Here is a 14,019-nt window from a genome sequence, read left to right on the forward strand (position 1 = left end):
GGATCAGTAGCCGCGGTACTGCTGCTGGTTGTTGTACGGGTCCTGATACGGAGCCGGGGCGGGCCGGGCAGCCGCGGGGCGCATCGCCTCGTAGCCCGTGCCGGCCGCCATCGGCCGTTGTGGCTGCGGCGGCTGCGGGCCGGGATAGCCGCGCGCCGTGGCCTGCTGAGGGATGTAGGCCGCGGGCGCCTGCTGCAGTGGTGCCGGCTGCTGCGCCTGCGGATAGCCGTAGGAGGACTGGGAGGGACCCGCCGGAAGGGCCGGCAGGGCCGACGGCAGGGCCGGCAGGTAGCTGCCCGGCGCGTCGTACGCGGCGGGGACCCGGATCGGAGCGATCTGCGGGGTGCCCCGCTCGGCGACGAGCCGGTCGTAGATCGGGGTGTCCGGGAAGGCGGAGTAGTAACCGCCGCCGAAGGTGGAGCGGGGGGAGGTCATGGCTCATAAGTTAAGCCCTCGATGTGCTAGTTGGGGAGACCGATAAGAGGGTTGTTTTGAGTGTTCGCAGTGACGCGGGATCCCCAATGCGAGCGAACTTGGCAAAAAAGGGCGTCGAACGAGGTACCGGTCCTGTAAAGGCCGAGCTCGGGACGGGTTACCGGCGGGTTGGTCACCGGTCCTCCTGTGCTCCTCGTGGGAGTTCGCCGTCCCGGGGAATAGGTTGTGCGGGTAGAGAACGGAAGAGCCGCCGGGATCCGGACGGCGCAGTGACACGTGATGGGGGCGGACATGTCAATGCCGAAAGGATCGAATACGCCGGTGCCGACGACGGCACTGCGGGTGGAATTGGGCTGGCGTTCCGGTCCCGGTGTGCCGGACGCGGACGCCTCGGCACTTCTGCTCGTGGGCGGCAAGGTCCGCTCCGACGGCGACTTCGTCTTCTACAACCAGCCCGCGCACGCCTCCGGGGCGGTCCGATACGAGGGCAAGCGCGACGGCGGCGGCCGCATCGTCGACACCCTGCTCGTCGACCTCGCGCGCGTGGAGCCCGCGATCGAGACGATCGTCCTCGCCGCCTCCGCGGACGGCGGCACGTTCGGACAGGTCCCCGACCTCTACATCGAGGTCCGCGATGCCGCCCAGGGCGGCGTGGCCGCCCGCTTCGACAGCACGGGCGCAAGCGTGGAAACCGCTTTCGTGCTCGGTGAGTTCTACCGCCGCCAGGGCGCCTGGAAGTTCCGCGCGGTCGGCCAGGGCTACAGCAGCGGACTCGAGGGCCTGGCCACGGACTTCGGGATCACTGTGGACGAACCGCAGCACAACGCCCCCGCGCCGCCGGTGGCCACGTCCCCGCCCGTCGCGCCGCCGGTGACCATGCCGCCGCCCACTGCGCCGCCGGTCCACATGCCCCCGCCGGTCGCGCCTCCGGCCGCCGTGCAGCCACCTCCGCCACCCGCACCCCCGGCGCAGCCGGTCCGCCTGAGCAAGGTGACGCTCACCAAGGCAGCCCCCGCGGTCTCACTGGCCAAACAGGGCGGCACCTCGGGCGCCATGCGCGTGAACCTCAACTGGCAGGTGCGCAAGCAGTTCTCGGGATGGGGCAGCAAACGTGGCCGCGCGGTCGCCATGCACGCAGACCTCGACCTCGACCTGTGCGCCCTGTACGAACTCACCGACGGCAGCAAGGGTGTCGTCCAGGCCCTCGGCAATGCCTTCGGGGCCCTGCAGCGGCCGCCGTACATCCATCTTGACGGCGACGACCGCACCGGCGCCGTCGCGAGCGGCGAGAACCTCACCATCAACCTCGACCACAAACAGTCCTTCAGGCGGATCCTCGTCTTCGTGACCATCTACGAGGGCGCACGCTCCTTCGCGGACCTGCACGCCACGGTCACCCTCCAGCCGCAGTTCGGCGCCGCGATCGACTTCTCGCTCGACGAGTGCACGGTCCCCTCGACGGTGTGCGCGCTCGCCCTGATCACCAACACGGGCAGCGACCTGGTCGTCCAGCGCGAGGCCCGCTACCTGGTGCCCGAGCGCGGGGTGAGCCCCCAGCGGACCGTCGACTACGCCTACGGGTGGGGCATGAACTGGACTCCTGGCAGGAAGTGAGCGCCTGGTGCCTTGACCGGGAAGGTTCGCCGGGTTGGTGGGCGTCTCTGCGGGGTCTGAGCAGGTTGGATGTGAGCCAACGTCCGATCCCAGCCGTGGAGGCGCGATGGCCGAGCCTGTGCGGGTGCGCAGACTGACCGACCAGGAGGGGCAGAAGCTGCAGCAGATCGTGCGCCGGAGCAGCACCGGCTCTGTGCGCTGACGGCACGCGACGATGCTGCTCGCCTCGGCCGGCGGGAACCGGGCGCCGGTGATCGCCTTGGAACGCTTCCCGGCTCGCGTGTTCGCGTTCGACGAGGTCGGCCCGTTGGGCATCCGCCCCACCGGCGGGGCCCGCTGAGCCCCTTCCGATCACCCCGAGCGGCACCCCGCGACCTATCGGCGCAGCCACGGCATGCGCTACTTCCACGGCTGCTACTCCCCCAAGGAGGTGTCCCTGCGCGGAGTACCGGGGCGAGGTTCCTGTCAGCACAGGCACTGCTGAATGCAGCGCTCGCTCAACCAGTGGGCAAGCCTTCCCGGTCAAGAGCCTAGAGAGGGTGCTCGTCCGCGACGGCGTCCGGGCGGGCGTAGGTGCGGCCCTTCCAGGCCGCACCGCGTCCCCGGTAGTGCTGCACCGCGGAATCGAGAGTCATCAAGAGATAGAGGAACGCGGTGAACGGCAGCAGCGGAGCGAGCCACAGCGGCTGGCGGTAATAGCGGAGCATCGGGATGTACGTTCCCGTCATCACCAGCCACGCGGCACCCCCGACGAGTCCCGCTGCCCCATCCCCGGCGGCCAGACCTGCCACCAGGGCCGCGGGCGGCACCAGATACACCAGCACCAGCCCGGCGACCGTCCCGACCAGCAGCAGCGGGTTGTGCCGCAACTGCGCGTACGCGCTGCGTGACACCATCCGCCACAGATCGTGCAGCCGGGGATAGGGCCGCACGCTGTCCACCCGCTCGGCCAGCCCCAGCCAGATGTGCCCGCCGCTGCCCTTGATCGCGCGCGCGAGCGCCACGTCGTCGATGACAGCGTGCCGGATCGCGTCCGGGATCCGCGCCCGCGCGGCGGCCTCGGTGCGCAGCAGCACGCAGCCACCCGCGGCGGCCGCAGTGCGTGTCCCCTTCCTGCCGATCCGGCGGAACGGGTACAGCTGCGCGAAGAAATAGACGAAGGCCGGCACCACGAGCCGCTCCCACGGGCTCTCCACCCGCAGCCGCGCCATCTGTGACACGACGTCGAAGCCGCCGCTGCGCGCGGCGGCGACCAATGCGCGCAGGCTGTCCGGCGCGTGCGCGATGTCCGCGTCCGTGAGCAGCAGATATTCGGGTCCACGCGCGCGTGCCAGGTTGATGCCGTGCCGCACGGCCCACAGCTTGCCCGTCCAGCCGACGGGCGGTTCGCCGGGGGAGGCGACGGTCAGGGGCAGTCCGCCGCGGGTGTCCGCCAGTGCGCGGGCCAGCTCCCCGGTGCCGTCCGAGCTGCCGTCGTCGACCAGGAAGATCTCCGCCCGGCCCGGATACTCCTGGGCGAGCAGCGACGGCAGGCTCGCGGGCAGCACGGCGGCTTCGTCGCGCGCGGGGACGACCACGCACACCGACGGCCACTCGTCGGGATCCCGGCGGGGCGGCAGCCTGACGTCCGTGCGCCAGAAGAAGCCCTGACACAGCAGCAGCCACAGCCAGGCGGCGAGTGATACGGCGGCGATCCACACGATGGCGCTCACCCGCGCAGTCTGCCCCACCCGACCTGCCCGCAAGGGCCCATCGTCTATCGTGGCCGGGTGAAGATCGCGCTCATGGACTCCGGAATCGGTCTGCTTCCTGCCGCCGCCGTGGCGCGCCGTCTGCGGCCCGACGCGGATCTCGTCCTGTCGTGGGACCCCGACGGGATGCCCTGGGGACCGCGCACCCCGGAGGACATCACCCAGCGTGCCCTGGACGTCGCCGGGGCTGCCGCGGCGCACAAGCCCGACGTTCTGATCGTCGCCTGCAACACCGCGTCCGTGCACTCCCTTCCGGCGCTGCGCGCCCGTTTCGAGCCGGAGCTGCCGATCATCGGCACCGTGCCCGCGATCAAGCCCGCCGCCGCCGGCGGCGGCCCCGTCGCAATCTGGGCCACCCCCGCCACCACGGGCAGCCCCTACCAGCGGGGTCTCATCGCCGAGTTCGCCGCGGGTGTGGACGTCACTGAAGTGCCCTGTCCCGGGCTTGCGGACGCCGTGCACCACGCCGACGAGGCGGCGGTCGAGGCCGCCGTTGCCGCGGCCGCTGCACGCACCCCCGACGACATCACGACCCTCGTCCTCGGCTGCACCAACTACGAACTGGTCGCCGAGCGCATCCGCACCGCCGTGCAGCAGCCCGGTCGGCCGCCGCTCATCCTGCACGGCACCGCCGGCGCGGTCGTCGCCCAGGGCCTGCGCAGGATCGGCGCGCAGCCCGCCCCCGAGGCCCCCGCCGACGGCACTCTCACGGTGCTACTCAGCGGCCGTGAGGCCGAGCTGCCCGAGACCGCGCTGACCTATGAAGAGGGACGTTTCCTCAAGGCGGTCAGCCCCGCACGGTGACCGGAAGCCGCGAAACGCACGCCCGCGGTCCGCGCTACGCCCGGTGGGCACGGTCACACTCCGCGACTCGGTGCCCGCGCAGCGAAACCTGAGTAACCTCGTAGCCATGAGGGACCACCCCCACGGTGAGAAAGCCAAGCACTCCGACGTCTGGACCGGACACGCCACCAAGCGGGTCCAGTGGCTGCCGGCGCTGGCCGGGGCGGCCGTCATGGCGCTCGGCATCGAGCTGGCCGTCGACTCCGCCTGGACGTCCGGCATCGTTCCGCTCGTCATGGCCGTCGTCGGCTGCATCGCTGCCGGCCTGCTGGTCCTCTTCGGCACGCTCGCGTTCCTGCACGTCGATCTGAAGCTGGACACGGAGTGCCTCGAGGTGCGCTGCGGCCACATCGGTGTGCCGCGCCGCCGCATTCCCCTCTCCCATGTCGCCGGCGCCGAATTCACGGCGCACGTCAACCCGCGCCACTGGGGCGGCTGGGGCTACCGCTGGCGGCCCGAGAAGGGCACCGCGGTCGTCGTGCGGCGCGGCGAGGGCGTCGTCCTGCGCCTGTGGGACGGGCACACGTTCACGGTCACCGTGGACAACGCCGAGGCCGCGGTCCGGGTCATCAAGGACCGGCTGCGTCCGGGCACGACCGGCGCACTGCACTGAGCACCCCCCCGTCATGGTGTGAGCCGGTCACGGCGCGGGGGTACGCCCACCTCCTGCTGCGGTGACTCGTCGGCGAGCGGACTGGCCGTGGCCAGGCCGGCAAGGAGGCCCGCGCCGACCGACACGGCGGTGAAGCTCAGCGCGTTGCCGACCGCGGCGATCGCCGCCAGTCCCGTCAGGGCCGCCCCCGCAGTGAGCACCACCGGTGTGGGCCGAGGAGAGCGCCACAGCGCATGCAGCACCCAGCAGAAGGAAGCCCCCAGCAGGACCACGCCGACGACGCCCTGTTCCGAGGCCTGCTGCAGCAGCGCCGAGTGCGGCTTGCCGTCCGAGAGCAGGGTCCGGGTGGCCGTCGTGCTCAGTTCACCGAAACGCTCCGGTCCCACGCCCAGCGCTGCATTGCGGTGCGCCAGATGCAGGGCGTCCTGCCACAGCTGGATGCGGTGCTGGGTGAGCGGGCCGTCCAAGGAGGCGGTCAGTCCCTCGGGCAGGGTGTGTGCGGCGACGGCCCAGGTCAGACCCGTGACCAGGGCCCCGGTGAGGGCGAGTCCGGCGACGCCCGCTCCGCGGCTGTGCATGCGGCCGGCAGCCAGCGAGCACAGCAACACGGCGGTACAGACGACGAAACCGCTGGTCGAGCCCAGGACGGCTGCGGTCACGGTGATGCCGGCCGCCAGCGCGCCCATGGCGAACCGCCCGGCCGGCGAGTCGGCGGCCCAGGCAGCGCAGCACGCAGCGCCCACGCACAGGGTCAGCAGTGCCGCAGTGGCACCGGCATGTCCGAGTGGTGCCACGATCTGCGGTCCTGGGGCGAGGTGCGGCACGGCCACCGCCAGGCCCAGCCCGGCCAGCGCCCCGGCACACGGCGCGGCCACCGGCAGCAGCGCCCCGCAGATCCGCCCCGCGGCATAACCGGCCACCACGGCCAGCACCGCGAGCAGCACACCCTCGGGGCGGCCGTCATGCACGGTCGCCGTGACCAGCGACCAGGTGGCACACGCCCCGAGCACCACCACACCCACCGCGTCAGAAACGTTTCGTCTCTCGCCGACCTCCCCAGGACCGGCTTCAGACGTCATCCCTGTTGAACCCACCCCGCCCCCCGAACCGGACCGAAGCCCCCCGACCTCGCACGACCCAGGCCGCCGAGGCCGTGACCGGCCGCGCGACTGTGGCTGGGCACACCGTAACGGCTGATGGACGTTTTGTGGATGAGTTGGGCCGAGTTGCGCAGGAACGATGCGGCACCTGCGTCGCGCAGCGTCCCCGTGCCGCCCCGCGGACCGCGCTGTCCGTGTCAAGGTCACGCGCCGTACACTCCCGGAGTGACCGTCACCGCAACCTCCGTGGACGAGTCGGACCAGTTGCAGCCGCAGACCGCGCCCGCATCACGCGCGGCGCGCCTCGTACGCCTGGTTCCGGCCCTCGCCGCGGCGCTCTCCGGAGTGCTGCTCTACGTCAGTTTCCCGCCCCGCACCCTGTGGTGGCTGGCCGTTCCGGCCTTCGCCCTCTTCGGCTGGGTGCTGCGCGGCCGCACCTGGAAGGCGGGCCTTGGCCTCGGCTACCTCTTCGGCCTCGGCTTCCTGCTGCCGCTGCTGGTGTGGACCGGCGTGGAGGTCGGCTCCGTGCCCTGGCTGGCGCTGGTCGCGATCGAGGCGATCTTCATCGCGCTGGTCGGTGCGGGCGTCGCCGTGGTGTCGAAGCTGCCCGCGTGGCCGGTGTGGGCGGCAGCGGTATGGATAGCGGGCGAGGCGGCACGCGCGCGCGTGCCGTTCAACGGCTTCCCCTGGGGCAAGATCGCATTCGGTCAGGCCGACGGCATCTTCCTGCCGCTGGCAGCGGTGGGCGGCACCCCTGTACTCGGCTTTGCGGTCGTCCTGTGCGGCTTCGGCCTCTACGAGGTCGTACGGCTCGCCCTGGATGCGCGGCGAACCCGGGCCGTCCAGCGGTCGGCCGCGGCCGTCGCCCTGCTGAGCGTGGCCGTCCCGGTGGTCGGCGCGGTCGCCGCCCGTGCGCTGGTCAGCGACAAGGCCGAGGACGGCTATGCGACCGTCGCGCTCATCCAGGGCAATGTGCCGCGCTCCGGGCTGGAGTTCAACGCTCAGCGGCGCGCCGTGCTCGACTACCACGCGCGCGAGACGAGGCGCCTGGCCGCCGAGGTCAAGGCAGGGAAGACGCCCAAGCCCGACTTCGTGCTGTGGCCGGAGAACTCCTCCGACGTCGATCCCTTTGCCAACGCCGACGCGTACGCCGTCATCGACGGCGCCGCCAAGGCGATCGGGGTGCCCATCTCGGTCGGCGGCGTGGTCGAGCGGGGCGGCAAGTGGTACAACGAGCAGATCCTGTGGGACCCCAAGAAGGGCCCGACGGACACCTACGACAAGCGGCAGATCCAGCCCTTCGGTGAGTACCTGCCGCTGCGCTCCCTGATCGGCGCGATCAACAGCAACTGGACCTCGATGCAGCGCCAGGACTTCACCCGGGGCACCAAGCCGGGCGTGTTCACCATGGACCACGCCAAGGTCGGCCTGGTCACCTGCTACGAGGCCGCCTTCGACTGGGCGGTGCGCTCCGAGGTCACCGACGGTGCGCAGTTGATCTCCGTGCCGAGCAACAACGCGACGTTCGACCGCAGCGAGATGACCTACCAGCAGCTCGCCATGTCCCGCGTCCGCGCCGTGGAGCACAGCCGGACCGTCACCGTGCCGGTCACCAGCGGCGTCAGCGCGGTCATCATGCCGGACGGGAAGATCACTCAGAAGACCGGCATGTTCGTCCACGCCCACCTGGTGCAGAAGGTGCCGCTGCGCTCCTCGGAGACGCCCGCCACCCGGGTGGGCATCCTGCCGGAGATCGCCCTGGTGCTGGTCGCCGCGGGCGGCCTCGGCTGGGCGATCGGCGCTGGTGTACGCGGGCGGCGCGCCCGGAACGTGTAGCCGTACGCCCCGCGCACGCCCCGCGAAGTGCGCCGGGACCGGGACACCGGCCCCTTAGGGTCGGTGTCATGGCGACTCCTGACTTCATCCGCGAGATCCGGGCCTCCGCAGGCCACCAGCTGCTCTGGCTTCCCGGCGTGAGCGCCGTCGTCTTCAACGACGCGGGCAGAGTCCTGCTCGGGCAGCGTGCCGACAACCACCGGTGGGCGCTGATCTCCGGCATCCCGGATCCCGGTGAGCAGCCCGCCGCCGCCCTCGTGCGCGAGGTGCAGGAGGAGACCGGCGTCCGGGTCGCCGTCGAGCGGCTGATCACGGTCCGGTCCGGTCGGCAGGTCACCTACCCCAACGGCGACATCTGCCAGTTCATGGACCTCTGCTTCCGCTGCCGCGCCCTCGACGGCGAGGCCCGGGTGAACGACGACGAGTCCTTGGCGGTCGGCTGGTTCGCCCTGGACGAGCTGCCGGACATGACCGACTACCACTACTTCCGGATCAAGCAGGCCCTGTCCGACGAACCCACATGGTTCGAGCCCATGAGTTCCGAGTGAAGTATGGGCGATGAGCACATGTGGGGAGGCGGTGCTGCTGCTTAGGGTCGAGACATGACCCCGCCCAGCGCCCTCCCGGCTCCCCACGCCCCCTCCCTCGACCTCGGCGGCCGCACCGCCCTCGTCACCGGCGCCGCCGGTGGTATCGGCCGCGCCTGTGCGCTGCGCCTCGCGGCCGCCGGGGCCAAGGTGAGAGCGGTCGACCGGGACGCCGAGGGCCTGGACACGCTGGCCGAGCAGGCCCGGGGCCTCGCGGGCACGGTCGAACCGCAGGTCCTCGACCTCACCGACCTCGACGCCGCCGAACTGGCCGCGGCGGGCACCGACGTGCTGGTCAACAACGCCGGGCTGCAACTGGTGCGCCCCATCGAGGAGTTTCCGCCCGAGGTCTTCCACACGGTGCTCACCGTGATGCTGGAGGCACCTTTCCGCCTCATCCGCGGAGCGCTGCCCCACATGTACGGCCAGGGGTGGGGCCGCATCGTCAACGTGTCCTCCGTCCACGGACTGCGCGCCTCGGCCTACAAGTCGGCCTATGTGGCCGCCAAACACGGTCTGGAGGGCCTGTCCAAGACCGCCGCCCTCGAAGGCGCACCCCACGGCGTCACCTCGAACTGTGTGAACCCCGCCTATGTGCGCACCCCCCTAGTCGAGAAGCAGCTCGCCGACCAGGCGCAGGCGCACGGCATTCCCGCGGAGCGCGTCCTGGCGGAGGTGCTGCTGCAGGACAGCGCCGTCAAACGGCTCATCGAACCGGAGGAGGTCGCCGAGGCTGTGGCCTATCTGTGCAGCCCGCAGGCCTCCTTCGTGACCGGCACCTCGCTGGCCCTCGACGGCGGCTGGACCGCACACTGACCGGGCAGGCACCGGTGCAGCCACGAGTTACGCAGATTCGCCCCACGACGTCCGTACCGGCGGTCCTGACTGCCGTGCTTCTCTGCTGGGGGTCCGGGGGCCCGCGCCGGAGGCGTCGATGTCACAGCCCCCGGAAAGGCACACTGTCCACAGGGCTGACGGAGCGGCCTCGCGATGAGTAATCCTGTGGGCATGTCCCGCGATCACGTGCAGTCCGCCGAGCGCACCGACGCCGAAGCCGCAGCTGGTGCGCTCACCGGCGCGGAGACGCCGTTCCTTCAGCTGCTGGCCAGGGGCGCGTCCGCCGACGCCTACGAGCAGCCGGTGCTGCTGGCCCGCGCCGAGGGGCGGAGCGCCGAGGCGATCGCCGCGCTCGAGCACGCCAAGCTGCTCGCGCTGCGCGTGCGCGCGGAACTGGAGGGGCGCCGCCGCCGCGAGGCCGAGCTGTCCGCGCTCTTCGAGACCGCCCACGACCTCGCGGGCCTGCGGGACCTGGACGCCGTACTGCAGGCGATCGTGCAGCGCGCCCGCTCCCTGCTCGGCACCGACGTCGCCTACCTCAGCCTGAACGACCCGGAGCGCGGCGACACCTACATGCGGGTGACCGAGGGCTCGGTCGCCGCCCGCTTCCAGCAGTTGCGGCTCGGCATGGGGGAGGGGCTCGGCGGCCTCGTGGCCCAGACGGCCCGCCCGTATGTCACCGACGACTACTTCGAGGACGACCGCTTCCAGCACACGCACGCCATCGATGCCGGTGTGCGCGACGAGGGCCTGGTCGCCATCCTCGGCGTGCCCCTGATGCTGGGTCATCACGTCATCGGTGTCCTGTTCGCGGCCGACCGGCGCGCCCGGGTCTTCGAACGGGAACAGATCGCGTTGCTCGGCTCGTTCGCCGCACTGGCCGCGGCCGCAATCGACACCGCCAACCTCCTCACCGAGACCCGCTCGGCCCTGGCCGGCCTGGAGCGCGCCAACGAGATCATCCAGGACCGCAGCGCCGTCATCGAGCGCGCCTCCGACGTTCACGACCGGCTTGCGGAGCTGGTGCTGCGCGGCGGCGGGGTCCATGACGTGGCCGCGGCCGTCTCCCAAGTCCTCGACGGCACGGTCGAGTTCACCGAGGCGGGCGACGCACCTGCAACACCCCTGGAGGCTTCCCGGGCCGAAGGGCACGCCGTACGGCACGAGGACGACTGGATCGCCGCCGTGGCCGCCGGCGGCGAGCTGCTCGGCGCGCTCGTCCTGCGCGGCCACCCCGGCCTCGACCCCGTCGACCAGCTCACCCTGGAACGGGCCGCGATGGTCACCTCGCTGCTGCAGCTCGCCAGACGCTCGGCCGCCGAGGCCGAACAGCGCGTCCGTGGCGAGCTGTTGGACGACCTCCTCGACGCTCGCGACCGCGACCCGCGCCTGCTGCGCGAGCGCGCATCCCGGCTGCACGCCGACCTCGACGCCACCCACGTGGTGCTCGCCGCCCGACTCGACGGCACCGCACCCGACGCCGACCAGGAGGCGGCCGCCCGCCGCCGCCTGTGGTCCGCCGCCTCCCACCTCGCGGCGACCCGGCACGGCCTGGCCGCCGCCCGCGACGGCGGCACCGTCCTGCTGCTGCCGCTGGCCCCCGGCGACACCGCCACCGACGTGGCCCGCCGTACCGCCCGCCAACTGGGCACAGCCGTCCACGAGGCGGTCACCGTCGGTGCATCCGCCCCCGTCCAGGACCTCGCCGCGCGCCCCGACACCGCGGCCGCCGCCTACGCGGAGGGCCGACGCTGTCTGGACGCCCTGCGCCTGCTCGGCCGCCCCGGTGACGGGGCCGCGGCCGAGGATTTCGGTTTCCTCGGCCTGCTGCTCGCCGGGGACCGGGACATCGCCGGCTTCGTCGACCGCACCATCGGCCGGGTCGTCGCCTACGACGAACGACGCGGCACCGACCTCGTGCACACCCTCGACGCCTACTTCACCTGCGGCATGAGCCCCGCCCGCACCAAGGACGAACTGCACGTCCACGTCAACACGGTGGCGCAGCGCCTGGAGCGCGTCGGCCGCCTCCTGGGCGACGACTGGCAGGACCCGGCCCGCGCCCTGGAGATCCAACTCGCCCTGCGGCTGCACCGGTTGTCGGCACGCGCACAGCACTGACCCCCGTACGCCAGGCGTACGGGGGGAGGCTGACGGCGGGTCACACGGTGCGGGCGTCCGCCGCCGGGGCAGTCGAGCGGTCCGCGCCGGCGGCCGGTTCGACCTCGGCCAGGTCCCGGTGACGGGTCTCCTTGGCGACCCCCACCGCGAGGACCGTCAGAACGGCCGCGGCGATGACGTACAGGGCGATCGGGGTGGAACTGTCGTAGTCGTCGAGCAGCGCGGTGGCGATCAGGGGTGCCGGGGCGCCCGCCGCGACCGAGGCGAACTGGGCGCCGATCGAGGCACCCGAGTAGCGCATCCGGGTCGCGAACATCTCGGAGAAGAAGGCGGCTTGGGGTGCGTACATCGCGCCGTGCAGCACCAGGCCCACGGTGACCGCGAGGATCAGGTTGCCGAAGCCGCCGGTGTCGATGAGGGAGAAGAACGGGAACATCCACAGCCCGACGCCGACCGCGCCCAGCAGATACACCGGCCGCCGTCCGACCCGGTCCGACAGCGCCCCCCAGGCCGGGATGACCGCGAAGTGCACGGCCGATGCGATCAGCACCGCGTTGAGCGCGGTCTGCTTGGACACGCCTGCCGACGTGGTGGCGTAGACGAGGATGAACGCGGTGATGACGTAGTAGCTGATGTTCTCCGCCATGCGCGCGCCCATCGCGACCAGCACGTCCCGCCAGTGGTGGCGCAGTACGGACACCAGCGGCAGCTTCTCCGCCGCCGCGCTCCGGTCGGCCTTGCGGGCCTCGGCCTGCGCCAACGCCTGCTGGAACACCGGCGATTCATCGACAGACAGACGAATCCACAAACCGACGATCACCAGCACGCCGGAGAGCAGGAACGGGATCCGCCAGCCCCAGGACCCGAAGGCGTCGTCCGACAGCACGGCCGTCAGCACGGACAGCACACCGGTGGCGAGCAACTGCCCCGCGGGCGCGCCGGTCTGCGGCCACGAGGCCCAGAAACCGCGGCGCCGGGCATCGCCGTGCTCGGACACCAGCAACACGGCCCCGCCCCACTCACCGCCCAGCGCGAAGCCCTGGACCAGGCGCAGGGTGGTCAGCAGCACGGGCGCCGCTGCGCCGACACTCGCGTGCGTCGGCAGCAACCCGATCGCGAACGTCGCCCCGCCCATCAGCAGCAGACTCAGCACCAGCAGTTTCTTGCGTCCGATGCGGTCGCCGTAGTGCCCGAAGACCAGTGCGCCCAGCGGACGGGCGGCGAATCCGACGGCGTACGTCAGAAAGGAGAGCAGCGTGCCGACCAGGGGGTCCGAGTCCGGGAAGAACAGCTTGTTGAAGACGAGCGCGGCAGCGGAACCGTAGAGGAAGAAGTCGTACCACTCGATGGTGGTGCCTATGAGGCTGGCGGCGACGATGCGCTTGAGGTTCGCGGGCGGTGGTGGAGCGGTTGCTGCGGAGGCCATGTTCGCCACTTCCTCGTGTGCGGTGGGGACGGGTACGTTTCGGCACACCGTAGAAACACGCAGGTCAGGCGCACATGTGGTGGGGCAACATAGTTCGGGGATCGGCTATGCGTGCGGCCACCATGCCGGCTCACGACAGGGCGGTGCAGGGACTCAAAGGTGGTCGAAACGAGTGCCGTTCGGGATGCGTAGTTCGGGGTGATTTGACGGTGCGGTGCTGACTCCCGTGCTGGTTTGGTGCTTGAGGGACGGAGCCCGCCCTCGCGGCTCAGCCTTCACGGGGATGGGTAAGGTGCTGCGCCTGAACGCGGTGCGCGTTCGTCCCACCTCGATCCCTTGAGCCCGCGCTGCCGCGGCCAGGGAATCCAGCGTCCACTCAGCTGGCCCGGACTCGTCGAAGGCCCACCCGAGATGACGGCAGCGGCACCGTCAGTCTTGATAGCGACACCCCGGTGAGATCACCTCATGCACACGACAGCGTTCGGACGGGGCCTCGACGCGGACCGGTGGGGCCGCTCGACCGGGTTCGGGGAGCATCCGTCGTGCACCGGTGGACGCCCTGATCAGTCAGCCGGCGCTGTGCCACATCCGAACGAAGTGGCCTGCGGCCCCGGCCCGAAGGCGGGGAGGCGGGGAGGCGGACATGGCTTGCGGACGGGTTCTCGCGCGCCGGGCCGCGCCTTAGACTCCGACCGCTCCGAAATCTGACGATCTTTTGGAGGGTGCGCAGGATGAACCAAACTCTCATGACCGCATTGGCGGCAGCAGCGTTGGCTGTGTCCGGGGGCAGCACCACCGCCTCCGCTTACGATGCCCCGCCGCGCACCACGCACGGTCCTTGCCAGTACACCCAGAC

The 14,019-nt window shown here is 71.6% G+C and carries 11 protein-coding genes and 1 pseudogene; 8 read left to right on the forward strand and 4 right to left on the reverse strand.

The window, feature by feature from the left end; genetic code table 11:
• Positions 1 to 3: 3 nt before the first annotated feature.
• Positions 4 to 435 carry a DUF6643 family protein gene (locus tag IH68_RS0146015; protein WP_030949024.1) on the reverse strand — a complete coding sequence of 144 codons (432 nt, stop codon included), beginning with the start codon at positions 433 to 435 and terminating at the stop codon, positions 4 to 6.
• Between the two features lie 297 nt (positions 436 to 732).
• On the opposite strand from IH68_RS0146015, the gene IH68_RS0146020 reads away from it, so the two are divergent.
• On the forward strand, positions 733 to 2,049 hold the full coding sequence (locus tag IH68_RS0146020) for a TerD family protein (protein ID WP_030949026.1): 1,317 nt from the start codon (positions 733 to 735) through the stop codon (positions 2,047 to 2,049).
• A 106-nt stretch (positions 2,050 to 2,155) separates the two neighbouring features.
• Positions 2,156 to 2,506: pseudogene (locus tag IH68_RS58815) on the forward strand (hypothetical protein); the annotation flags it as partial.
• A gap of 73 nt (positions 2,507 to 2,579) precedes the next feature.
• On the opposite strand, the gene IH68_RS0146035 reads toward IH68_RS58815, so the two are convergent.
• The gene (locus IH68_RS0146035; RefSeq protein WP_037886401.1) at positions 2,580 to 3,779 is read right to left on the reverse strand and encodes a glycosyltransferase; all 1,200 of its coding nucleotides are present in this window, start codon (positions 3,777 to 3,779) and stop codon (positions 2,580 to 2,582) included.
• A 39-nt stretch (positions 3,780 to 3,818) separates the two neighbouring features.
• Here IH68_RS0146035 and IH68_RS0146040 point away from each other — a divergent pair, with 39 nt between their 5' ends.
• Complete coding sequence (locus IH68_RS0146040) at positions 3,819 to 4,604, forward strand: glutamate racemase (protein ID WP_030949031.1); 786 nt, start codon at positions 3,819 to 3,821, stop codon at positions 4,602 to 4,604.
• Positions 4,605 to 4,710: 106 nt separating this feature from the next.
• Positions 4,711 to 5,256 (forward strand): hypothetical protein, encoded by a 546-nt coding sequence (locus IH68_RS0146045; protein ID WP_030949034.1) that lies wholly within the window; start codon positions 4,711 to 4,713, stop codon positions 5,254 to 5,256.
• Between the two features lie 11 nt (positions 5,257 to 5,267).
• On the opposite strand, the gene IH68_RS0146050 is transcribed toward IH68_RS0146045, so the two are convergent.
• Positions 5,268 to 6,335: an O-antigen ligase family protein gene (locus IH68_RS0146050; protein WP_030949037.1), complete on the reverse strand. Its 1,068-nt coding sequence runs from the start codon at positions 6,333 to 6,335 to the stop codon at positions 5,268 to 5,270.
• A gap of 246 nt (positions 6,336 to 6,581) precedes the next feature.
• On the opposite strand from IH68_RS0146050, the gene lnt reads away from it, so the two are divergent.
• The 4 genes from lnt (at position 6,582) to IH68_RS0146070 (ending at position 11,737) form a co-directional block, all read left to right on the forward strand.
• Entirely contained in the window at positions 6,582 to 8,192 is a 1,611-nt protein-coding gene (gene lnt / locus IH68_RS0146055) for an apolipoprotein N-acyltransferase (RefSeq protein WP_030949039.1), read from the forward strand.
• Between the two features lie 68 nt (positions 8,193 to 8,260).
• Complete coding sequence (locus tag IH68_RS0146060) at positions 8,261 to 8,740, forward strand: NUDIX hydrolase (protein ID WP_030949042.1); 480 nt, start codon at positions 8,261 to 8,263, stop codon at positions 8,738 to 8,740.
• A 54-nt stretch (positions 8,741 to 8,794) separates the two neighbouring features.
• On the forward strand, positions 8,795 to 9,595 hold the full coding sequence (locus IH68_RS0146065) for a 3-hydroxybutyrate dehydrogenase (RefSeq protein WP_030949044.1): 801 nt from the start codon (positions 8,795 to 8,797) through the stop codon (positions 9,593 to 9,595).
• 192 nt (positions 9,596 to 9,787) lie between these two features.
• Positions 9,788 to 11,737, forward strand: a complete 1,950-nt coding sequence (locus IH68_RS0146070; protein WP_030949047.1) for a helix-turn-helix domain-containing protein — start codon at positions 9,788 to 9,790, stop codon at positions 11,735 to 11,737.
• Positions 11,738 to 11,777: 40 nt separating this feature from the next.
• Here IH68_RS0146070 and IH68_RS0146075 read toward each other — a convergent pair whose 3' ends face one another.
• A complete protein-coding gene (locus IH68_RS0146075) occupies positions 11,778 to 13,163 on the reverse strand; it encodes an MFS transporter (RefSeq protein WP_030949050.1) in 1,386 nt (461 codons plus the stop codon).
• Positions 13,164 to 14,019 lie beyond the last annotated feature (856 nt).

Source organism: Streptomyces sp. NRRL S-646, from assembly GCF_000720765.1.
Classification (GTDB): Bacteria; Actinomycetota; Actinomycetes; order Streptomycetales; family Streptomycetaceae; genus Streptomyces.